Source organism: Streptomyces sp. NPDC031121, from assembly GCF_055570615.1.
The window spans coordinates 544,908-567,298 of the sequence record NZ_JBVIGV010000001.1; the positions used below are offsets into that span (position 1 = coordinate 544,908).

Genomic DNA, 22,391 nt, shown 5'->3' on the forward strand with positions numbered 1-22,391 from the left:
TGTCCATTGCGTGAGACTGGTCCAGACTTGACGCGCAATTCCGCGCGCCGGGTTCCGAGGGAAGATCGAAAGGCGTAGGTCGAATGATGCGTACGCGTCCGCTGAAGGTGGCGCTGCTGGGCTGTGGTGTGGTCGGCTCAGAGGTGGCGCGCATCATGACGACGCACGCCGACGATCTCACGGCGAGGATCGGCGCGCCCGTCGAGCTCGCGGGCGTGGCCGTCCGCCGCCCCTCCAAGGTCCGCGAGGGCATCGACCCCGGCCTGATCACCACCGACGCCACCGCCCTGCTCAAACGGGGCGACATCGACGTCGCCATCGAGGTCATCGGCGGCATCGAGCCGGCCCGCACCCTGATCACCACCGCGTTCGAGCACGGCATCTCCGTCGTCTCCGCGAACAAGGCGCTCCTCGCGCAGGACGGCGCCGCCCTGCACGCGGCCGCCGGACAGGCCGGGCTCGACCTCTACTACGAGGCGGCCGTCGCCGGCGCCATCCCGCTGATCCGCCCGCTGCGCGAGTCCCTCGCCGGCGACAAGATCAACCGGGTGATGGGCATCGTCAACGGCACGACGAACTTCATCCTCGACAAGATGGACTCCACCGGCGCCGGCTACCAGGAGGCGCTCGACGAGGCGACCGCCCTCGGCTACGCCGAAGCCGACCCCACCGCCGACGTCGAGGGCTACGACGCCGCCGCCAAGGCCGCCATCCTCGCCGGGATCGCCTTCCACACCCGCGTCCACCTCGACGACGTCTACCGCGAGGGCATGACCGAGGTCAGCGCCGCCGACTTCGCGTCCGCCAAGCGCATGGGCTGCACCATCAAGCTCCTCGCGATCCTGGAGCGCGCCGCCGACGGCGAGTCCGTCACCGCGCGCGTCCACCCCGCGATGATCCCGCTCAGCCACCCGCTCGCCTCCGTCCGCGAGGCGTACAACGCCGTCTTCGTCGAGGCGGAGGCCGCCGGGCGGCTGATGTTCTACGGGCCCGGCGCAGGCGGCGCGCCGACCGCCTCGGCGGTCCTCGGCGACCTCGTCGCCGTCTGCCGGAACAAGCTCGCCGAGGCAACGGGGCCCGGCGAGTCGGCCTACACCCAGCTGCCGGTCAGCCCCATGGGCGACGTCGTCACCCGGTACCACATCAGCCTCGATGTGGCCGACAAGCCGGGTGTCCTCGCCCAGGTGGCGACGACGTTCGCGGAGCACGGCGTGTCGATCGACACGGTCCGGCAGCAGGGCAAGGACGGCGAGGCCTCCCTCGTCGTCGTCACCCACCGCGCGCCCGACGCCTCCCTCTCCGGGACCGTCGAGGCCCTGCGGCAGCTGGACACCGTCCGCGGTGTCGCCAGCATCATGCGTGTTGAAGGGGAGTAAGGACCCATGAGCAGCAATCGCACCCACCAGTGGCGCGGCATCATCGAGGAGTACCGGGACCGCCTGCCGGTGACGGACGCGACGCCCGTGGTCACGCTCCGCGAGGGCGGCACTCCCCTCGTGCCCGCGCAGGTGCTCTCCGAGCGCACCGGCTGCGAGGTGCACCTCAAGGTCGAGGGTGCGAACCCGACCGGGTCGTTCAAGGACCGCGGCATGACCATGGCCATCACCAAGGCCAAGGAGGAGGGCGCGCAGGCGGTCATCTGCGCCTCCACCGGCAACACCTCCGCCTCGGCGGCCGCCTACGCGGTGCGCGCCGGCATGGTCTCCGCCGTGCTCGTCCCCCGCGGCAAGATCGCCCTCGGCAAGATGGGCCAGGCGCTGGTGCACGGCGCCAAGATCCTCCAGGTGGACGGCAACTTCGACGACTGCCTCGACCTCGCCCGCGCGCTGTCCGACAACTACCCGGTGGCGCTGGTCAATTCCGTCAACCCGGTGCGCATCGAGGGCCAGAAGACGGCCGCGTTCGAGATCGTCGACGCGCTCGGCGACGCCCCCGACATCCACGTGCTGCCCGTCGGCAACGCCGGCAACATCACGGCGTACTGGAAGGGCTTCAAGGAGTACAAGGCCGACGGCCTGGCCTCCCGTACGCCCCGCGTGTGGGGTTTCCAGGCCTCCGGCTCGGCGCCGATCGTGCGCGGCGAGGTCGTCAAGGAACCGCACACCATCGCCACCGCCATCCGCATCGGCAACCCGGCCTCCTGGGAGTACGCGCTGGCCGCGCGCGACGAGTCGGGCGGCTTCATCGACGAGGTGACGGACCGCCACATCCTCGCCGCCTACCGGCTGTTGGCCTCGCAGGAGGGCGTCTTCGTCGAGCCGGCGTCCGCCGCGTCCGTCGCGGGCCTGCTCAAGGCCGCCGAGGCGGGACTGGTCGACCCCGGCCAGAAGATCGTGTGCACCGTCACCGGCAACGGCCTGAAGGACCCCGACTGGGCGGTCGCCGGCGCTCCGCAGCCCGTCACCGTCCCGGTGGACGCCGGGGCCGCGGCCGCCCGCCTCGGACTGGCCTGACGCGCCGCCCCGGACCGGCCCGGCCGGTCCGGGGCCCCGCGCACGACCGCAAAGCGGCCCCGCCCGGGCCCGAGTTGCCGGATTCCCGCCCCGCGGCAGCGCTCCGCTGACCGCCGCGGGGACACCGGCCCCGGCCGCCGAATCAGGCAACCGGGGCCGTACGGCACCAAAACCCCCCGCCTTCCGGGCCCGGGGCGCGACACGCGTCGTGCGCCTCCCGTGCGCCCTATGTCGCGGGAGAACCTTCCTTCGATACGCTGTACCTACATCCGCCACCGCGCATATGACCGCGGTGCTGCCCAGAGGGCCTTCGGGTGTCGTACGTTCTCCAGTACATTCACAGCGAAGTTCTCGCACAGTCACAAGGAGTGTCATCGGACGATGGCCGGTCCAGCGTTCCGCGCCGCCGCCGTACGGGTGCGCGTCCCCGCCAGCAGTGCCAACCTCGGCCCCGGCTTCGACAGCCTCGGCCTGGCCCTGGGGCTCTACGACGACGTGGTCGTCCGGGTGGCCGACTCCGGCCTGGGCATCGACATCGCCGGCGAGGGCGCCGACACCCTCCCGCGGGACGAGAGCCACCTGCTCGTACGCTCCATGCGCACCGCCTTCGACCTGCTGGGCGGACAGCCGCGCGGCCTCGAAGTGGTCTGCGCCAACCGCATTCCGCACGGCCGCGGCCTCGGCTCCTCCTCCGCCGCCATCTGCGCCGGCATCGTCGCGGCCCGCGCCGTCACGATAGGCGGCGAGGCCCGCCTCGACGACGCCGCCCTGCTGGAACTGGCCACCGAGATCGAGGGCCACCCCGACAACGTCGCCGCCTGCCTGCTCGGCGGCTTCACCCTCGCCTGGACCGACGGCGGCAGCGCCCGGGCGATCCGCATGGAGCCCGCGCGTTCCATCGTTCCGGTGGTCTTCGTCCCCTCCAAGCCCGTCCTGACGGAGACCGCGCGCGGCCTGCTGCCGCGCACCGTCCCCCACGTGGACGCCGCCGCCAACGCCGGTCGTGCGGCCCTGCTCGTCGAAGCCCTGACCAGGCGTCCCGAGTTGCTGCTGCCGGCCACCGAAGACCGGCTCCACCAGGAGTACCGGTCCCCGGCGATGCCCGAGAGCGTGGCACTCGTCAACCGACTGCGCGCGGACGGAATCCCCGCGGTCATCTCCGGCGCGGGCCCCACGGTCCTCGCGCTGGCCGACAACGACGCGGCCGACAAGGTCGCGCAGCTCGCGGGCGACGGGTGGGCGGCCAACCGGCTGGCCCTCGACTCCGCGGGCGCGAGCGTGCTCCCGCTGGCAGCCCAGGGCGGCTGACCTGCCCTGGCGCAGCCGCCAGGGGCGGGCGGCCCGGGCAGGCCGCCCGCGCGGAAAGCGCGATTGCCGGTGATTGAGAGGGGGAATATCTGTTGGATCCGGTAGTGTTAGTCTCAAGTGCGCAGCCGAAGCCGTCATGGCAAGGCGCTCAGTGTCCCCATTCGGGACCACCTTTCTTCCGGGAGCCTCCCCGACTGCTTTGATCGCCGCCAGCAGTTTCGAGCACGCTCCGGAATCGGCGTGAAATTCCCACGCGTCCAGCTCGGGGGCCTCTCGCCGGAACCACCCAAGCACGTTTCTCTCCGCCGTACATCTACCGGCGGACCACCGCCCCGGCACGGTCCACACCTAGGACTGCTGTCGGACAGCACAACCGGTCGCCGAGCCAGACAGGCCGACGTCCGCTCCAGGGAAGGACCCTTCGTGAGCGACACCACCGATCTGATGGGCGCTGCCGACACCAACGTCGACACCAGCGCCCCCGCCGCGGCCGCCGCGACGAGCACAGCCGGCCGGCGACGCCGCTCCGGCACCGGCCTCGAGGGCATGGTCCTGGCCGAGCTCCAGCAGGTCGCGTCGGGCCTCGGGATCAGGGGCACCGCGCGGATGCGCAAGAGCCAGCTGATCGAGGTCATCAAGGAGGCGCAGGCCGGCGGCGGTGCCGCCAAGGCCGCGGCTCCCGCCGCGGACGCCGCCGAGGCCAAGCCGAAGCGGCGTGCCACCAGCAAGGCCCGTACGGGCGAGGCCCCCGCCGAGGCGCCGGCCGAGAAGCCTGCCGCCCCGGCGCAGATCGAGATCCCCGGCCAGCCGGCCGGCGGCGCCCGCACGGGCGAGGCCGAGCGCGCGGCGGACGAGGCCCCCGCGGGCGAGCGCCGCCGCCGCCGTGCCACGGCGCCCTCGGGCAGCCCGGAGGCCGCGGCTCCCGCCGCCACCGTCGTCGTCGAGGCGAAGACCGAGACGGCCGCCGCGCCGGCCGAGACCAAGGCCGAGGCCGCCACCGCGGTGTCCGCCCCCGCCCAGGAGGGCGAGGGCCGCGGCCGCCGCGACCGCCGCGAGCGCGGCGACCGGCAGCGCGACCGCCGCGAGCGCGGCGCCAAGGGCGACGACCAGGGCCAGGGCGGCCAGGGCCAGGGCCAGGGCGGCCAGGGAGCCGGCCGCGGCGACCGCGACCGCCAGCAGGGCGGCCGCGGCCAGGGCCAGCAGGGCCAGCAGGGCCGGCAGGACAACGGCCCGCAGGACGACTTCGACGACGAGGGCGGCCGCCGCGGCCGCCGCGGCCGCTACCGAGACCGCCGGGGCCGCCGCGGCCGCGACGACTTCGCGCCGGGCGAGCCGCAGGTCGCCGACGACGACGTCCTGATCCCCGTCGCCGGCATCCTCGACATCCTCGACAACTACGCGTTCATCCGGACCTCGGGCTACCTGCCCGGCCCGAACGACGTGTACGTCTCCCTCGCCCAGGTCCGCAAGGCGGGCCTGCGCAAGGGCGACCACATCACCGGCGCCGTCCGCCAGCCGAAGGACGGCGAGCGCCGCGAGAAGTTCAACGCGCTGGTGCGCCTGGACTCCGTCAACGGCATGGCGCCCGAATCCGGCCGCGGCCGACCGGAGTTCCAGAAGCTGACCCCGCTCTACCCGCAGGACCGGCTCCGCCTGGAGACCGACCCGGGCGTGCTGACGACGCGCATCATCGACCTGGTGTCGCCGATCGGCAAGGGCCAGCGAGGCCTGATCGTGGCCCCGCCGAAGACCGGCAAGACCATGATCATGCAGGCGATCGCCAACGCGATCACCACGAACAACCCCGAGTGCCACCTGATGGTCGTCCTCGTCGACGAGCGTCCGGAAGAGGTCACCGACATGCAGCGGTCGGTCAAGGGCGAGGTCATCTCCTCGACCTTCGACCGCCCGGCCGAGGACCACACCACCGTCGCCGAGCTGGCCATCGAGCGCGCCAAGCGCCTCGTCGAGCTGGGCCACGACGTGGTCGTCCTGCTGGACTCCATCACCCGTCTGGGCCGCGCGTACAACCTCGCGGCGCCCGCCTCCGGCCGCATCCTGTCCGGTGGTGTCGACTCGACCGCGCTGTACCCGCCGAAGCGCTTCTTCGGTGCCGCGCGCAACATCGAGGACGGCGGCTCGCTGACCATCCTGGCCACCGCGCTGGTCGACACCGGCTCGCGCATGGACGAGGTGATCTTCGAGGAGTTCAAGGGCACCGGCAACATGGAGCTCAAGCTCGACCGGAAGCTCGCCGACAAGCGGATCTTCCCCGCCGTCGACGTCGACCCGTCGGGCACCCGCAAGGAGGAGATCCTCCTCAACAGCGAGGAGCTCTCCATCGTCTGGAAGCTGCGCCGGGTGCTGCACGCGCTCGACTCGCAGCAGGCCATCGAGCTGCTGCTCGACAAGATGAAGCAGACGAAGTCGAACGCCGAGTTCCTGATGCAGATCGCCAAGACGACGCCGGCCGGCAAGAACGACGACTGACGGCCGCACGGCGCCACCGGGACCGCCCCCACCGCACTCCGCGGCGGGGGCGGTCCCGCGTTTCCCGGCCGCGGAGGGCACGTCCGCTCCGTGCGACCTTCGCCACATCCGCGGCTTTCGCGCACCCCGGCCCGGCGGATGGTGGAACCCCGCGCGGCACTGCTCCGTCTGTGTCAAGGGGGCGCGCAGCGGCCGGGCGGCGGCGGGACCGCGCCCCAGGACTGGGGAGAGCATGAGCGAGGAGAGCAGCGGCCCGAGGAGGCGCCGCTCCGGGTCGCGGCGGCGGAAGCCGGCCGGGCGCCGCAGGGGCCTGGCCGTCGCCGCGTGGACCGCCGCCGGCGTGGTGGCGCTGGGCGGGGCGGGCCTGGGCTGGTTCTGGTTCAAGCTGAACGGGAACCTCCACACCGTCGACATCGACCAGGCGCTGGGCTCCGACCGCCCGCAGAACATCGACAACGGCTCGATGGACATCCTCGTCCTCGGCTCGGACTCCCGCGGCGGCGCGAACTCCGCGTACGGCCGCGACGACGGCGGCGGCGCCCGCTCCGACACGGCGATGATCGTCCACCTGTACGAGGGCCACAGGAAGGCCAGCGTCGTGTCGATCCCGCGCGACACCATGGTCAGCCGCCCGCCCTGCACCCTGGCGAACGGAAAGACCGACCGCGGCCGACAGCGCGAGCAGTTCAACGAGGCCTTCTCGATCGGCGGTGCCGCCTGCGTCGTCAAGACCGTCGAGAAGATGTCCGGGATCCGCATGGACCACTACATCGAGGTCGACTTCACCGGCTTCAAGGGGATCATCGACACCCTCGGCGGCGTCGAGGTCACCACCACCAAGCCCATCAAGGACGCCGACAGCCATCTCGACCTCCCGGCCGGAACCAACCACCTGGACGGCGAGCAGGCCCTCGGCCTGGTCCGCACCCGCAAGAGCGTCGGCGACGGCAGCGACCTGGGCCGGATACAGCTCCAGCAGGCCTTCATCAAAGCCCTGATCAAGCAGGTCAAGGGCATCGGGATCTTCGACAACCCCAAGCGGCTGATGGACCTCGCCGACACCGGGACCAAGTCGCTGACGACCGACAAGGCGCTCGGCGACGTGAAGTCCCTCCTCGGCTTCGCCCAGAGCCTGCAGGGCATCGACGCGCAGAACATGCAGATGATCACGCTGCCGGTGGGCGCGGACCCGTACGACACGAACCGCGTCGCCCCGCTCGCCAAGGAGTCGAAGTTGGTCTGGGACGCCCTGCTCGCCGAGCAGCCGATCCCCGCCGAGGCCACCGCCGCCTCCTCCGGCGACAAGGGCAAGGCCGCCGAGATCGTCCGGTAGACCGCTCCGCGGGGGTGCGGAATACCCCGGCCGCCCCGCTCGTTGAGGAGGGCGTTCCCGGAATTTTGACAGGCAGCCCGGTCCTGGCAGACTGGTCTGTCGGCCCCGGTTCACGCAGTGCGCAATTCCGCCCCTGCGACCCGGCGCCCTCCCGAATCTAGGAGACACCTTGAAGCGCGATGTTCACCCCGAGTACGTCGAGACCCAGGTCAGCTGCACCTGCGGCGCGTCGTTCACCACCCGTAGCACCCTGACCGAGGGCACCATCCGTGCCGAGGTCTGCTCCGAGTGCCACCCGTTCTACACGGGCAAGCAGAAGATCCTCGACACCGGTGGCCGTGTCGCCCGCTTCGAGGCCCGCTTCGGCAAGGCTGCCGGCTCGAAGTAGCGAGCCCCCGGCGCCGGACCCCGGCTGCACCCCGTCCACACGGGGGCGGCCGGGCCGGCGCCTTTGTCGTCCCGCAGCCATTTTTCGTACTTTCACCCCAGGAGCCCCCGATGTTCGAGGCGGTCGAGGAACTGGTCGGCGAGCACGCCGGCCTCGAGAAGAAGCTCGCCGACCCTTCGGTCCACTCCGATCAGGCCAATGCGCGCAAGCTGAACAAGCGCTACGCGGAGCTGACCCCGATCATCGCCACCTACCGGGCGTGGAAGCAGGCCGGGGAGGACATCGAGACCGCGAAGGAGCTCGCGGCCGACGACCCCGACTTCGCCGCCGAGGTCAAGGAGCTGGGCGCGCAGCGCGAGGAGCTGACCGAGAAGCTGCGCCTGCTGCTGGTCCCGCGCGACCCCAGCGACGACAAGGACGTCCTCCTGGAGATCAAGGCGGGCGCCGGCGGCGACGAGTCCGCCCTGTTCGCCGGCGACCTGCTGCGCATGTACCTGCGCTACGCCGAGCGGGTCGGCTGGAAGACCGAGATCATCGACTCCACCGAGTCCGAGCTCGGCGGCTACAAGGACGTCCAGGTCTCCGTCCGCACCAAGGGCGGCAACGGCGCCACCGAGCCCGGCCAGGGCGTGTGGGCCCGCCTGAAGTACGAGGGCGGCGTCCACCGCGTCCAGCGCGTCCCGGCCACCGAGTCGCAGGGCCGCATCCACACCTCCGCCGCCGGCGTGCTCGTCACCCCGGAGGCCGAGGAGGTCGAGGTCGAGATCAACCCGAACGACCTGCGCATCGACGTGTACCGCTCGTCCGGCCCCGGCGGCCAGTCCGTCAACACCACCGACTCGGCGGTGCGCATCACGCACGTCCCGACCGGTGTGGTCGCCTCCTGCCAGAACGAGAAGAGCCAGCTCCAGAACAAGGAGCAGGCCATGCGCATCCTGCGGTCCCGCCTGCTGGCGGCCGCCCAGGAGGCCGCCGAGCAGGAGGCCGCGGACGCCCGCCGCAGCCAGGTCCGCACCGTGGACCGGTCCGAGAAGATCCGGACGTACAACTTCCCGGAGAACCGGATCTCGGACCACCGGACCGGTTTCAAGGCGTACAACCTGGACCAGGTGCTCGACGGCGACCTCGACCCGGTCATCCAGGCCTGCGTCGACACGGACTCGGCCGCCAAGCTCGCGGCCGCGAACTCCCACTGACCCGTCCCCCGTCACCCCCCGTACGACAGCAGCCCGGAGGACCAGCGTGAACTTGCTGCTTGCCGAGGTGGCCCAGGCCACCCAGCGGCTGGCCGCCGCAGGCGTGCCCTCACCGCGCTTCGACGCGGAGGAGCTCGCGGCCTTCGTCCACGGCGTCAAACGGGGGGAACTGCACCACGTCAAGGACGCGGACTTCGACGCCCGGTACTGGGAGGCCGTCGCCCGCCGCGAGGCCCGCGAGCCGCTCCAGCACATCACCGGGCGCGCCTTCTTCCGGTACCTGGAGCTCCAGGTCGGGCCCGGGGTGTTCGTGCCGCGGCCCGAGACCGAGTCGGTGGTCGACTGGGCCATACAGGCCGTCCGGGCGATGGACGTCGTCGAGCCGCTGATCGTGGACCTGTGCACCGGCTCCGGCGCGATCGCGCTCGCCATGGCCCAGGAGGTGCCGCGCTCGCGCGTGCACGCGGTGGAGCTGTCCGAGGACGCGCTGCGCTGGACCCGCAAGAACGCCGAGGGCTCCCGGGTCACCGTCCACCAGGGCGACGCCCTGGAGGCCCTGCCGGAGCTCGACGGGCAGGTCGACCTGGTGATCTCCAACCCGCCGTACATCCCGCTCACCGAGTGGGAGTACGTCGCCCCCGAGGCCCGCGACCACGACCCGGAGATGGCGCTCTTCTCCGGCGAGGACGGCCTCGACACCATCCGCGGCATCGAGCGGACCGCGCACCGGCTGCTGCGGCCCGGCGGGATCGTCGTCGTCGAGCACGCCGACACCCAGGGCGGCCAGGTCCCGTGGATCTTCGCCGAGGAGAGGGGCTGGGCGGACGCCGCCGACCACCCCGACCTCAACAACCGCCCGCGCTTCGCCACCGCCCGCAAGGCGCTGCCGTGAGCGCCCCCCGACCCGCCCCCACTCCGCTGCACGAGGAGGCCCGCTGATGGCCCGGCGATACGACTGCAACGACGCGACGGACCGCAGGACGGGCCTGCGGGAAGCCGCCTCCGCCGTGCGCCGCGGCGAGCTCGTCGTACTGCCCACGGACACGCTGTACGGCATCGGCGCCGACGCCTTCAGCGCGGAGGCCGTCGGCGACCTCCTCACCGCCAAGGGCCGCGGCCGCAGCATGCCCACCCCGGTCCTCATCGGCTCCCCGAACACCCTGCACGGCCTCGTCACCGACTTCTCCGAGCAGGCGTGGGAGCTCGTCGACGCCTTCTGGCCGGGCGCGCTGACGCTCGTCGCCAAGCACCAGCCGTCGCTGGCCTGGGACCTGGGGGAGACCCGCGGCACCGTCGCCGTGCGCATGCCGCTGCACCCCGTCGCCATCGAGCTGCTGACCGAGGTCGGCCCGATGGCGGTGTCCTCGGCGAACCTGAGCGGGCACCCGGCCCCCGAGGACTGCGACGCGGCCCGCGCGATGCTCGGCGACTCCGTCTCCGTGTACCTGGACGGCGGCCCGACGCCCGGCATCCAGCCGTCGTCGATCGTCGACGTCACCGGGAAGGTTCCCGTCCTGCTGCGCGAGGGCGCGCTGTCCGCCGGGCAGCTGCGGGAGGTCGTACCCGACCTCGAGGTGGCCCCGTGAGCCCTCAGGGGCGTGGCATAGCCGGCGGCGGCGTCCCCGCGGCCGCCGCCGGGCGGCCCGCGGCGGGGGAGCCGGCGGGCCCGGACACCTTCCGCATCCTCCACGTCAGCACCGGCAACGTGTGCCGCTCGCCCATCACCGAGCGGCTGAACCGGCATGCGCTGGCGCACCGCCTGGGACAGGTTCCGGCCAGCGGCCTGATCGTCGAGAGCGCGGGCACCTGGGGCCACGAGGGCGCCCCGATGGAGGCCAACGCCGCCGCCGTCCTCGCCGACTTCGGCGCCGACGCCACCGGGTTCACCGGCCGCGAACTCCTCGACGAGCACGTCATCCGGGCCGACCTCGTCCTGACCGCCACCCGCGACCACCGGGCGCAGGTCATCTCCATGGGCCACTCGGCCGGCCTGCGGACCTTCACGCTGAAGGAGTTCACCCGCCTCGTGCGGGCGATAGATCCGGCCACCCTGCCCCCGCTCGACGACGGCGTCGCCGAGCGCGCGCGGGCCCTCGTACGGGCCGCGGCGGCCCTGCGCGGCTGGCTGCTGGCCCCCTCCCCGGACGCGGACGAGGTCCACGACCCGTACGGTGCGCCGATCACCTTCTTCCGCTCGATCGGCGACGAGATCAACCAGGCGCTGGACCCGGTCGTGACGGCGCTGACGGGCGTCGCCGCGCCCCGCTGACCGCCCGCGCCCCGCAGGGCGCGACGGGCCCGCCGGGCCTACAGTGGCGGTACCCGGGTATCCCACTGGAGTCGCGCCATGAGCGTCATCACCCCGCCCACGGACCTGCTGAGGCAGCAGGATCCGCAGATGGCCGACGTGCTCGCCGGGGAGGCGCAGCGGCAGGCCACGACGCTGCAGCTGATCGCCGCCGAGAACTTCACCTCGCCCGCCGTGCTCGCCGCCCTCGGCTCGGCCCTCGCCAACAAGTACGCCGAGGGCTACCCGGGCAACCGGTACCACGGCGGATGCGAGTACGCCGACCTCGCCGAGCGGACCGCCACCGAGCGGGCGCGGGCGCTGTTCGGCGCCGAGCACGCCAACGTCCAGCCGCACTCCGGATCCTCGGCGATGCTCGCCGCGTACGCGGCGCTGCTGCGGCCGGGGGACACCGTCCTTGCGATGGGCCTGCCCTACGGCGGGCACCTCACCCACGGCTCGCCGGCCAACTTCTCGGGCCGCTGGTTCGACTTCGTCGGCTACGGGACCGACGCCGAAACCGGGCTGATCGACTACCACCAGGTGCAGCAGCTGGCGCGGACCCATCGGCCCAAGGCGATCGTGTGCGGCTCCATCTCCTATCCGCGGCACCCGGAGTACTCGGTGTTCCGGGAGATCGCCGACGAGGTGGGGGCCTACTTCATCGCCGACGCCGCGCACCCGATCGGACTGGTGGCCGGCGGCGCCGCGCCGAGCCCCGTCCCGTACGCCGACATCGTCTGCGCCACGACGCACAAGGTGCTGCGCGGCCCCCGCGGCGGCATGATCCTGTGCGGCGCCGAGTTCGCCGAGCGGATCGACCGGGCGGTGTTCCCGTTCACGCAGGGCGGCGCCCAGATGCACACCATCGCGGCGAAGGCCGTCGCCTTCGGGGAGGCGGCCCACCCGGCGTTCGCCACGTACGCCCATCGGGTGGCGGCCAACGCGCGGATCCTCGCGGAGGCGCTGGCCGACCGCGGGTTCGCCGTCACGACCGGCGGCACCGACACGCACCTGATCACCGCCGACCCGGCCGCGCTCGGCGCCGACGGCCCCGCGGCCCGGAGCCGGCTCGCCGCCGCCGGCATCGTGCTGGACACCTGCGCCCTGCCGTACGGGGACCAGCGCGGGCTCCGGCTGGGCACGGCCGCGGTGACCACGCAGGGCATGGGCGAGCCGGAGATGGCGCGGATCGCCGACCTGCTGGCCGGGGCGCTGCGGTGGGAGGCGGCGGGGGTGCGGGCGGAGGTGGCCGACCTCGTGCGGGGCTTCCCGCCGTACGGCCGGTGACCGCGGCCGGGCGGGGCCGGCTGCAACCGGGAACCGGACCCCTCGCGTCCTCGGCATGGGGCACATCACGGCTAATGTGTGGGGCTGAGATGGCCGGCGATACATCTGGGGCAGCCCGTGCGTGAATATCTGCTGACGCTTTGCGTCACGGTCGCGGTGACCTACCTGCTCACCGGGCCCGTTCGGAAGTTCGCCATCGCGGCCGGGGCGATGCCCGAGATCCGCGCCCGCGACGTGCACCGCGAGCCCACACCGCGGCTCGGCGGGATCGCGATGTTCGGCGGCCTGTGCGCTGGCCTCCTGGTCGCGGACCACCTGCCGAACCTGAACGGCGTCTTCGAGCTGTCGAACGAGCCGCGGGCGCTGCTCTCCGGGGCGGCGCTGATCTGGCTGATCGGCGTCCTCGACGACAAGTTCGAGATCGACGCCCTGATCAAGCTGGGCGCGCAGATGATCGCCGCGGGCGTGATGGTCATGCAGGGCCTGACCATCCTGTGGATCCCCGTCCCGGGTGTCGGGACGGTCGCGCTCACGCAGTGGCAGGGCAACCTGCTGACGGTGGCGCTGGTGGTGATCACCATCAACGCGGTGAACTTCGTCGACGGGCTCGACGGCCTGGCCGCGGGCATGGTCTGCATCGCCGCCGCGGCGTTCTTCCTGTACGGGTACCGGATCTGGTTCGGCTACGGGATCGAGGCGGCGGCGCCGGCGACCCTCTTCGCGGCGATCCTGATGGGCATGTGCCTGGGCTTCCTCCCGCACAACATGCACCCGGCGCGGATCTTCATGGGCGACTCCGGGTCGATGCTCATCGGCCTGGTCCTCGCCGCCGGCACGATCTCGATCACCGGGCAGGTGGACCCGGACACCATGGCGCTCTTCGCGGGCGGCGAGCGCAACGCGACGCACGCGATGCTGCCGGTCTTCATCCCGCTGCTGCTGCCGCTGACGATCATCGCGATCCCGATGACGGACCTGATCCTGGCCATCGTGCGGCGCACCTGGAACGGCCAGTCGCCGTTCGCCGCGGACCGCGGGCACCTGCACCACCGGCTGCTGGAACTCGGGCACTCGCACAGCCGCGCCGTGCTGATCATGTACTTCTGGTCGGGCCTCTTCGCCTTCAGCGCGGTGGCCTACTCGGTGCACTCGGCCTCGATGTGGATCGTCTTCGTGATCGCCCTGCTGAGCGCCGTCGGCCTCGTCCTGCTGCTCCTGCCGCGCTTCACGCCGCGCGCCCCGCGCTGGGCGGAGTTCCTGGTGCCGCCGCGCTACCGGCACGCGGAGCGGGCCGCCGAGGCGGCCGCACAGGACGCCTCCGGACGCGAGCCGGAGCCGGCGCGGCCGGTCGCGATGGGCGTCTCGGGCGTCAACGGCGCGACAGCGGTGGGCCCCCGTTCGCGCTTCCCCGAGCGGCGTAAGGCCGGATCGGCGCGCTGACGGCGCACCCGCAATCCGGAAACGAAACGCCTTTACCACACGAAACGGCCACCCGTCGTGCACACACGGGCGCGTTAGCTCTCATGTGTGACAGTAAGCACACGAGGCAGGTAAAGCTCTCATCAAATAGTTTGTGATACCGTTCACTAAACCCGGCGACAGTGCCGAAGGGTCGTAGTGCGACGGTCCTCGGCCCGAGTCCTCATGCTCGGACCGGGCTTTACGCTCGTCCCGTACGAGTCCCGTACCCCCACCACCACGCGGAGCTACCCCGCCATGCGGTCTGATGACGTCCGATCCCTGCTGCAAACCGCCGTACCCACCGCTGCCGCCGGCGTCGTCGCCGCGATCGTCAGCGGCGTGGTCGCGGGGGGCGAGGGGGCCATCGGTGCGCTCGTCGCCACGCTGGTGGTGATCGCGTTCATGGGTGTCGGCTTCGTCGTACTGCAGCACACGGCCCGGTCGTGGCCGCATCTGTTCCAGATGATGGGCCTGGTCCTCTACACGACCCAGATCCTGCTGCTGTTCGTCTTCGTCGCCGCGTTCCGGGACACGACGCTTTTCAACCCCAAGGCCTTCGCCATCTCGCTGGTCGTCGCGACGCTCGTCTGGATCGCCGCGCAGACCCGCGCCCACATGAAGGCCAAGATCCTTTACGTCGAGCCGAACGCCGACAAGGGTGACAAGCCCGACAACACGGGGTCCTCGTCGTGAAGGGTAGGGGCGGGATAAGTGGTCGTTCGAGATGCTGCTATCGTCCGGTGCCGTGTGCGGCATCGCGGGCGCGGGCATCTGAGCTGACGCCTGCTCAATCGCGAGGCTCAATGCCTGCCGGCCGCCCCCACATCCGTAAGACCAGTCCCGTGCCGACCCGCGGCCCTGCGCCGCGCCGACACAACGAGGTTGCCGTACCTATGCGCCACGCTGAAGGAGCCCGCGGTGAGTGCTGACCCGACGCAGGTGCTCGCCTTCGAGACCGATTGCCACATCTTCGACGGCTGTGGCTTCCCGGCTCCTGGCCTGCACTCGTTCCTGTTCGAGCCGATCTTCGGCGACGCGGACAGCAGCGTCTACTTCAACAAGACGATGCTGCTGGCCCTGCTCGGGTCCGTCATCATCCTCGGCTTCTTCTGGGCGGCCTTCCGCAAGCCGAAGGTGGTTCCCGGAAAGCTGCAGATGGTCGCCGAGGCCGGCTACGACTTCGTCCGCCGCGGCATCGTCTACGAGACGCTCGGCAAGAAGGAGGGCGAGAAGTACGTCCCCTTCATGGTCGCGACGTTCTTCTTCGTCTGGATGCTGAACCTCTGGTCGATCATCCCGGTCGCCCAGTTCCCGGTGACGTCGGTCATCGCCTACCCGGCCGGCCTCGCGCTCGTCATCTACGTCATGTGGATGTCGGTCACCTTCAAGCGCCACGGCTTCGTCGGCGGCCTGAAGAACCTGACGGGCTACGACAAGTCGCTCGGCGGAATCCTGCCGCTGGTCATGCTGATCGAGTTCTTCTCGAACGTCCTGGTCCGCCCCTTCACCCACGCGGTCCGTCTCTTCGCGAACATGTTCGCCGGTCACACGCTGCTGCTGCTCTTCACGATCGCCAGCTGGTACCTGCTGAACGGCATCGGCATCGCCTACGCGGGTGTCTCGTTCGTGATGGTCATCGTGATGACCGCCTTCGAGCTCTTCATCCAGGCTGTCCAGGCCTACGTCTTCGTGCTCCTGGCCTGCAGCTTCCTCCAGGGCGCCGTCGCCGAGCACCACTGACCGGCCCCACCCCCAAACCATCAGACGTCCGGTGGCCAACCCCCACCGGTCCATGAAAGAGAAGGAAGAACCGGCATGTCCGCTCTCGCGCAGACCCTCGCCGCTGGCGTCGAAATCAAGGGCAACCTCGGCTCCATCGGCTACGGCCTCGCCGCCATCGGCCCCGGCGTCGGCGTCGGCATCATCTTCGGCAACGGCACCCAGGCCCTGGCCCGCCAGCCCGAGGCCGCCGGCCTGATCCGCGCCAACCAGATCCTCGGCTTCGCCTTCTGTGAGGCGCTCGCCCTCATCGGTCTGGTCATGCCGTTCGTCTACCCGACCTCCTGATCGCGGTAGCGAACACCCTTTAGACGGAAGGCACTGATGTGAACCCTCTGGTTCAGATTGCGGCTGAGGAGCCCCAGAGCCCCCTCATCCCGCCGATCCCCGAGCTGGTCATCGGTCTGATCGCCTTCGTCATCGTCTTCGGCTTCCTCGCCAAGAAGCTCCTCCCGAACATCAACAAGGTTCTGGACGAGCGCCGCGAGGCGATCGAAGGCGGTATCGAGAAGGCCGAAGCCGCTCAGACCGAGGCCCAGAGCGTGCTGGAGCAGTACAAGGCCCAGCTCGCCGAGGCTCGGCACGAGGCCGCGCGCCTGCGCCAGGAAGCGCTCGAGCAGGGCACTGCGCTCAAGGAAGAACTGCGCGCAGAGGGCCAGCGGCAGCGTGAGGAGATCATCGCTGCCGGCCACGCCCAGATCGAGGCCGACCGCAAGGCCGCCTCTCAGGCACTGCGCCAGGACGTGGGCAAGCTCGCCACCGACCTGGCCGGCAAGCTCGTCGGCGAGTCCCTCGAGGACGCCGCCCGTCAGAGCCGCACCATCGACCGCTTCCTCAGCGAGCTTGAGGAGAAGGCCGAGGCGGCCCGATGAACGGAGCGAGCCGCGAGGCACTGGCCTCCGCGCGCGAGCGCCTCGACGCGCTGACGGACAACACGTCCGTCGACGCGGCGAAGCTCGCCGGTGAGCTGGCTGCCGTCACCGCGCTGCTCGACCGTGAGGTCTCGCTGCGCCGGGTCCTCACCGACCCGGCGCAGTCCGGTGAGGCCAAGGCCGAGCTGGCGCAGCGCCTGCTCGCCGGCCAGGTGAGCGGTGAGACCCTCGACCTGGTCACGGGCACGGTCCGGTCCCGCTGGTCCCAGTCCCGCGACCTCGTCGACGGCCTGGAGCAGCTGGCCGACACCGCCGACCTCACGGCGGCCCAGCAGAGCGGCGCGCTCGACGGCGTCGAGGACGAGCTGTTCCGGTTCACCCGGATCGTCGCCTCGAACCCCGAGCTGCGCGCCGCGCTGACCGACCGGACGGCCACCGCCTCCGCCAAGGGCGAGCTGCTGCGCAGCCTGCTCGGCGGCAAGGCCCACGCCGTCACCGAGCGGATGGTCACCCGTCTCGTCACGCACCCGCGGGGACGTAGCCTGGAAGGGGGCCTCGAGGCCCTGTCCAAGCTCGCCGCCGAGCGCCGTGACCGCGTGGTCGCCACCGTGACCAGCGCGGTTCCGCTCAGCGACGTGCAGCGTGCGCGTCTCGGCGCGGTGCTGGCCAAGCTGTACGGCCGCCAGATGCACCTGAACCTGGACGTCGACCCCGAGGTCGTCGGCGGGATCGTGGTGAAGATCGGCGACGAGGTCATCGACGGCAGCATCGCGAACCGCCTCGCCGAGGCGGAGCGCCGCATGGCCGGCTGACCGGCCACAAACAGAACGAAGATTCCTAGCGGCCCGGTTGGGCCGTGCAGAACTTGCAGAAGATTCCTGGGGGTCGCCCCCAGACCCCTATGAAGCTTCAGGCCCAACAAGGAGAGCAGGGAACCCAGATGGCGGAGCTCACGATCCGGCCGGAGGAGATCCGGGACGCACTGGAGACTTTCGTCCAGTCGTACAAGCCGGACGCGGCCTCGCGCGAGGAGGTCGGCACGGTCAGCGTTGCCGGTGACGGCATCGCGAAGGTGGAGGGCCTGCCCTCCGCCATGGCGAACGAGCTGCTGAAGTTCGAGGACGGAACCCTCGGCCTCGCGCTCAACCTCGAGGACCGCGAGATCGGTGCGATCGTCCTCGGCGAGTTCAGCGGCATCGAGGAGGGCCAGCCGGTGCAGCGCACCGGTGAGGTGCTCTCCGTCGGCGTCGGCGAGGGCTACCTCGGCCGTGTCGTCGACCCGCTCGGCAACCCGATCGACGGTCTCGGCGAGATCGCGACCGAGGGCCGCCGCGCCCTCGAGCTGCAGGCCCCGGGCGTCATGCAGCGCAAGTCCGTGCACGAGCCCATGGAGACGGGTTACAAGGCCGTCGACGCCATGACGCCGGTCGGCCGCGGCCAGCGTCAGCTGATCATCGGCGACCGCCAGACGGGCAAGACCGCCCTGGCCGTCGACACGATCATCAACCAGCGTGACAACTGGCGCTCGGGCGACGTGAACAAGCAGGTCCGCTGCATCTACGTCGCCATCGGCCAGAAGGGCTCCACCATCGCTTCCGTGCGCGCCGCGCTGGAAGAGGCCGGTGCCCTGGAGTACACGACCATCGTCGCCGCCCCGGCGTCCGACCCGGCCGGCTTCAAGTACCTGGCGCCCTACACCGGCTCCGCCATCGGCCAGCACTGGATGTACCAGGGCAAGCACGTCCTGATCGTCTTCGACGACCTGTCGAAGCAGGCCGACGCCTACCGCGCCGTGTCGCTGCTGCTGCGCCGTCCGCCGGGCCGCGAGGCCTACCCGGGCGACGTCTTCTACCTGCACTCCCGCCTGCTGGAGCGCTGCGCCAAGCTGTCGGACGACATGGGCGCCGGCTCGATGACCGGTCTGCCGATCGTCGAGACCAAGGCGAACGACGTGTCGGCGTTCATCCCGACCAACGTCATCTCCATCACCGACGGCCAGTGCTTCCTGGAGTCCGACCTGTTCAACGCCGGCCAGCGCCCGGCCCTGAACGTCGGTATCTCGGTCTCCCGTGTCGGTGGCTCCGCGCAGCACAAGGCCATGAAGCAGATCTCCGGCCGCCTCCGCGTCGACCTCGCCCAGTACCGCGAGCTGGAGGCGTTCGCCGCCTTCGGTTCCGACCTGGACGCCGCGTCGAAGTCCTCCCTGGAGCGCGGCAAGCGCATGGTCGAGCTGCTCAAGCAGGGCCAGTACCAGCCGATGCCGGTCCAGGAGCAGGTCATCTCCATCTGGGCGGGCACCACCGGCAAGATGGACGACGTCCCGGTCGAGGACATCCGCCGCTTCGAGTCCGAGCTGCTCGAGTTCCTGCGCCACAACCGCAAGGACCTCCTCACCTCGATCCGCGAGGGCGGCAAGATGTCGGACGACACCCTCCAGTCCGTCGCCGACGCCATCGCCGACTTCAAGAAGCAGTTCGAGACCTCGGACGGCAAGCTTCTGGGCGAAGACGCTCCGGCCGGCAAGTAACGACGGAAGGGACCTGACTCATGGGAGCCCAGCTCCGGGTCTACAAGCGTCGCATCCGATCCGTTACCGCGACCAAGAAGATCACCAAGGCGATGGAGATGATCGCCGCCTCGCGCATCGTCAAGGCGCAGCGCCAGGTGGCGGCCTCCACGCCGTACGCGACCGAGCTCACCCGTGCGGTGACCGCGGTGGCGACCGGCTCCAACACCAAGCACCCGCTCACCACCGAGTCCGAGAACCCGGTGCGCGCTGCGGTCGTGCTGCTCACGAGCGACCGCGGTCTGGCCGGCGGCTACTCGTCCAACGCCATCAAGGCGGCGGACCGGCTGACGGAGCGGCTGCGCGGTGAGGGCAAGGAGGTCGACCACTACATCGTCGGCCGCAAGGGTGTCGCCTACTACAACTTCCGCGAGCGCAAGATCGCGGACAGCTGGACCGGCTTCACCGACAGCCCGAGCTACGCGAACGCGAAGGCCGTCGCCGCCCCGCTGATCGAGGCCGTCACCAAGGAGACGGCCGAGGGCGGCGTGGACGAGCTGCACATCGTCTACACGGAGTTCGTGTCGATGATGACGCAGAACGCGGTGGACAACCGGATGCTGCCGCTCAGCCTCGAGAAGGCGTCGGAGGAGACGGCCGGCAAGGGCGAGATCCTGCCGCTGTTCGACTTCGAGCCGTCGGCGGAGGACGTCCTCGACGCCCTGCTGCCGCGCTACGTCGAGAGCCGCATCTACAACGCGCTGCTGCAGGCCGCTGCTTCCGAGCACGCCGCCCGCCGCCGCGCGATGAAGTCGGCCACCGACAACGCCGGTGAGCTGATCACCAGCCTCACCCGGCTTGCCAACGCGGCCCGCCAGGCCGAAATCACCCAGGAAATCAGCGAGATCGTCGGTGGCTCCGCAGCCCTGGCCGACGCGAACGCGGGGAGTGACAAGTAAGTGACGACGTCTATCGATAACGCAGTGGCGGCCGCCACCGGCCGCATCGCGCGGGTCATCGGCCCGGTCGTCGACGTGGAGTTCCCCGTCGACGCGATGCCGGAGATCTACAACGCGCTGACCGTCCAGGTCGCCGACCCGGCCGAGGAGGGCGCGCTCAAGACGCTGACCCTCGAGGTCGCGCAGCACCTGGGTGACGGCATGGTGCGCACCATCTCCATGCAGCCCACCGACGGCCTGGTCCGCCAGGCAGTGGTCACCGACACCGGCAAGGGCATCACCGTGCCCGTCGGTGACGTCACCAAGGGCAAGGTGTTCAACACCCTGGGCCGCGTCCTCAACGAGGACGAGTCCACGGTCGCGAACGCCGAGCGCTGGCCGATCCACCGCAAGGCCCCGGCCTTCGACCAGCTCGAGTCCAAGACCGAGATGTTCGAGACCGGCCTGAAGGTCGTCGACCTCCTCACCCCGTACGTCAAGGGTGGAAAGATCGGTCTGTTCGGTGGTGCCGGTGTCGGCAAGACCGTTCTGATCCAGGAAATGATCATGCGTGTGGCGAAGCTGCACGAGGGCGTTTCCGTCTTCGCGGGTGTCGGTGAGCGCACCCGTGAGGGCAACGACCTCATGGTCGAGATGGAGGAGGCCGGCGTTCTCGACAAGACCGCGCTGGTCTTCGGCCAGATGGACGAGCCCCCGGGCACCCGTCTGCGCGTCGCCCTGGCCGGCCTGACCATGGCGGAGTACTTCCGCGATGTGCAGAAGCAGGACGTGCTGTTCTTCATCGACAACATCTTCCGCTTCACGCAGGCCGGTTCCGAGGTCTCCACGCTGCTCGGCCGCATGCCCTCCGCGGTGGGCTACCAGCCGAACCTGGCCGACGAGATGGGTCTCCTCCAGGAGCGCATCACCTCGACCCGCGGTCACTCGATCACCTCGATGCAGGCGATCTACGTCCCCGCCGACGACCTGACCGACCCGGCCCCGGCGACCACCTTCGCCCACCTCGACGCGACGACGGTCCTCTCCCGTCCGATCTCCGAGAAGGGCATCTACCCGGCCGTGGACCCGCTGGACTCCTCGTCCCGCATCCTCGACCCGCGGTACATCGCGAAGGACCACTACGAGGCCGCGACCCGCGTCAAGGGGATCCTGCAGAAGTACAAGGACCTCCAGGACATCATCGCGATCCTCGGTATCGACGAGCTCGGCGAGGAGGACAAGCTCGTTGTCCACCGCGCCCGCCGTGTCGAGCGCTTCCTGTCCCAGAACACCCACGCGGCGAAGCAGTTCACCGGCGTGGACGGTTCGGACGTCCCGCTCGACGAGTCGATCGCCGCGTTCAACGCGATCTGCGACGGTGAGTTCGACCACTTCCCCGAGCAGGCCTTCTTCATGTGCGGTGGTCTCGAGGACCTGAAGAAGAACGCCAAGGAGCTGGGCGTCTCCTGATCCGGGACGGCCGTGGGCGGGGCGCGCACCCGCCCCGGCCGAACCGATCACGCGGAGAGGGGCGGGTGCGTCCCGTCCCTCTCCGCCCGCCCATTAGAATTCATCCAACACCCGGCGAACCTGCCGGGTGGTGACCCGAGGAGCCAACCTTGGCTGCTGAGCTGCACGTCGAGCTGGTCGCGGCGGACCGCAGTGTCTGGTCCGGCGAGGCCACCCTGGTCGTCGCCCGCACCACGTCCGGCGACATCGGCGTCATGCCCGGTCACCAGCCGCTTCTCGGCGTGCTGGAATCGGGCCCGGTGACCATTCGCACCAGTGCCGGCGGTACGGTCGTCGCCGCGGTGCACGGCGGTTTCATCTCGTTCGCGGACAACAAGCTGTCCCTGCTGGCCGAGATCGCCGAGCTCGCGGACGAGATCGACGTCAAGCGTGCGGAGCGGGCGCTGGAGCGCGCCAAGTCGGAGGCGGACGCCGCCGCCGAGCGTCGCGCCGATGTCCGGCTGCGTGCGGTCGCGGGGCACTGAGCCCCGTACCGAACAGGTTTGTGACCTCAGCCGCGGTCCGTTCCGGAATTTCCCGGGACGGGTCGCGGCTGAGGCGATGTACGTCCGTTTCACTTG

At 70.9% G+C, this 22,391-nt stretch carries 21 protein-coding genes; all 21 read left to right on the plus strand.

Going from position 1 to position 22,391, the window contains the following annotated elements; all coding sequences use genetic code 11:
* Positions 1 to 83 precede the first annotated feature (83 nt).
* The 21 genes from ACZ462_RS02550 to ACZ462_RS02650 all read left to right on the plus strand — a co-directional run bounded on the left by ACZ462_RS02550 (position 84) and on the right by ACZ462_RS02650 (position 22,295).
* Entirely contained in the window at positions 84 to 1,376 is a 1,293-nt protein-coding gene (locus ACZ462_RS02550) for a homoserine dehydrogenase (protein ID WP_467802592.1), read from the plus strand.
* A gap of 6 nt (positions 1,377 to 1,382) precedes the next feature.
* Positions 1,383 to 2,453 carry a threonine synthase gene (thrC, locus tag ACZ462_RS02555; RefSeq protein ID WP_467802594.1) on the plus strand — a complete coding sequence of 357 codons (1,071 nt, stop codon included), beginning with the start codon at positions 1,383 to 1,385 and terminating at the stop codon, positions 2,451 to 2,453.
* Between the two features lie 381 nt (positions 2,454 to 2,834).
* A complete protein-coding gene (thrB, locus tag ACZ462_RS02560; protein ID WP_189809180.1) occupies positions 2,835 to 3,761 on the plus strand; it encodes a homoserine kinase in 927 nt (308 codons plus the stop codon).
* Positions 3,762 to 4,184: 423 nt separating this feature from the next.
* Positions 4,185 to 6,251: a transcription termination factor Rho gene (gene rho / locus ACZ462_RS02565; protein WP_467802595.1), complete on the plus strand. Its 2,067-nt coding sequence runs from the start codon at positions 4,185 to 4,187 to the stop codon at positions 6,249 to 6,251.
* Positions 6,252 to 6,483: 232 nt separating this feature from the next.
* Positions 6,484 to 7,584 carry an LCP family protein gene (locus tag ACZ462_RS02570; protein WP_467802596.1) on the plus strand — a complete coding sequence of 367 codons (1,101 nt, stop codon included), beginning with the start codon at positions 6,484 to 6,486 and terminating at the stop codon, positions 7,582 to 7,584.
* A gap of 169 nt (positions 7,585 to 7,753) precedes the next feature.
* Positions 7,754 to 7,972 carry a 50S ribosomal protein L31 gene (rpmE, locus tag ACZ462_RS02575; protein WP_030153765.1) on the plus strand — a complete coding sequence of 73 codons (219 nt, stop codon included), beginning with the start codon at positions 7,754 to 7,756 and terminating at the stop codon, positions 7,970 to 7,972.
* A 110-nt stretch (positions 7,973 to 8,082) separates the two neighbouring features.
* Complete coding sequence (prfA, locus tag ACZ462_RS02580) at positions 8,083 to 9,168, plus strand: peptide chain release factor 1 (protein ID WP_467802597.1); 1,086 nt, start codon at positions 8,083 to 8,085, stop codon at positions 9,166 to 9,168.
* Between the two features lie 46 nt (positions 9,169 to 9,214).
* Entirely contained in the window at positions 9,215 to 10,060 is an 846-nt protein-coding gene (prmC, locus tag ACZ462_RS02585) for a peptide chain release factor N(5)-glutamine methyltransferase (RefSeq protein ID WP_467802598.1), read from the plus strand.
* A gap of 46 nt (positions 10,061 to 10,106) precedes the next feature.
* On the plus strand, positions 10,107 to 10,754 hold the full coding sequence (locus ACZ462_RS02590) for an L-threonylcarbamoyladenylate synthase (RefSeq protein WP_467802600.1): 648 nt from the start codon (positions 10,107 to 10,109) through the stop codon (positions 10,752 to 10,754).
* Complete coding sequence (locus ACZ462_RS02595) at positions 10,751 to 11,437, plus strand: arsenate reductase/protein-tyrosine-phosphatase family protein (RefSeq protein ID WP_390335492.1); 687 nt, start codon at positions 10,751 to 10,753, stop codon at positions 11,435 to 11,437. The genes ACZ462_RS02590 and ACZ462_RS02595 overlap by 4 nt, the downstream gene beginning before the upstream one ends.
* A gap of 78 nt (positions 11,438 to 11,515) precedes the next feature.
* Positions 11,516 to 12,745, plus strand: coding sequence for a serine hydroxymethyltransferase (locus ACZ462_RS02600; RefSeq protein ID WP_467802602.1), 1,230 nt, complete (start codon positions 11,516 to 11,518; stop codon positions 12,743 to 12,745).
* Between the two features lie 105 nt (positions 12,746 to 12,850).
* Positions 12,851 to 14,185 (plus strand): MraY family glycosyltransferase, encoded by a 1,335-nt coding sequence (locus ACZ462_RS02605; protein ID WP_467802877.1) that lies wholly within the window; start codon positions 12,851 to 12,853, stop codon positions 14,183 to 14,185.
* Between the two features lie 276 nt (positions 14,186 to 14,461).
* Positions 14,462 to 14,899, plus strand: a complete 438-nt coding sequence (locus ACZ462_RS02610; protein ID WP_189809173.1) for a hypothetical protein — start codon at positions 14,462 to 14,464, stop codon at positions 14,897 to 14,899.
* 210 nt (positions 14,900 to 15,109) lie between these two features.
* Positions 15,110 to 15,946 (plus strand): F0F1 ATP synthase subunit A, encoded by an 837-nt coding sequence (gene atpB, locus ACZ462_RS02615; RefSeq protein ID WP_467802878.1) that lies wholly within the window; start codon positions 15,110 to 15,112, stop codon positions 15,944 to 15,946.
* A gap of 75 nt (positions 15,947 to 16,021) precedes the next feature.
* Positions 16,022 to 16,273, plus strand: a complete 252-nt coding sequence (locus tag ACZ462_RS02620; RefSeq protein ID WP_018535366.1) for an ATP synthase subunit c family protein — start codon at positions 16,022 to 16,024, stop codon at positions 16,271 to 16,273.
* 38 nt (positions 16,274 to 16,311) lie between these two features.
* Complete coding sequence (locus tag ACZ462_RS02625) at positions 16,312 to 16,857, plus strand: F0F1 ATP synthase subunit B (RefSeq protein ID WP_467802603.1); 546 nt, start codon at positions 16,312 to 16,314, stop codon at positions 16,855 to 16,857.
* Complete coding sequence (locus tag ACZ462_RS02630) at positions 16,854 to 17,669, plus strand: F0F1 ATP synthase subunit delta (RefSeq protein ID WP_467802605.1); 816 nt, start codon at positions 16,854 to 16,856, stop codon at positions 17,667 to 17,669. The genes ACZ462_RS02625 and ACZ462_RS02630 overlap by 4 nt, the downstream gene beginning before the upstream one ends.
* A gap of 128 nt (positions 17,670 to 17,797) precedes the next feature.
* Positions 17,798 to 19,384, plus strand: a complete 1,587-nt coding sequence (gene atpA / locus ACZ462_RS02635) for a F0F1 ATP synthase subunit alpha (protein ID WP_467802606.1) — start codon at positions 17,798 to 17,800, stop codon at positions 19,382 to 19,384.
* Positions 19,385 to 19,404: 20 nt separating this feature from the next.
* Positions 19,405 to 20,322 carry a F0F1 ATP synthase subunit gamma gene (locus ACZ462_RS02640; RefSeq protein WP_467802608.1) on the plus strand — a complete coding sequence of 306 codons (918 nt, stop codon included), beginning with the start codon at positions 19,405 to 19,407 and terminating at the stop codon, positions 20,320 to 20,322.
* A 12-nt stretch (positions 20,323 to 20,334) separates the two neighbouring features.
* Entirely contained in the window at positions 20,335 to 21,771 is a 1,437-nt protein-coding gene (gene atpD / locus ACZ462_RS02645) for a F0F1 ATP synthase subunit beta (RefSeq protein WP_428985481.1), read from the plus strand.
* A gap of 149 nt (positions 21,772 to 21,920) precedes the next feature.
* Positions 21,921 to 22,295, plus strand: coding sequence for a F0F1 ATP synthase subunit epsilon (locus tag ACZ462_RS02650; RefSeq protein ID WP_467802609.1), 375 nt, complete (start codon positions 21,921 to 21,923; stop codon positions 22,293 to 22,295).
* The last annotated feature ends 96 nt before the right edge of the window (positions 22,296 to 22,391 follow it).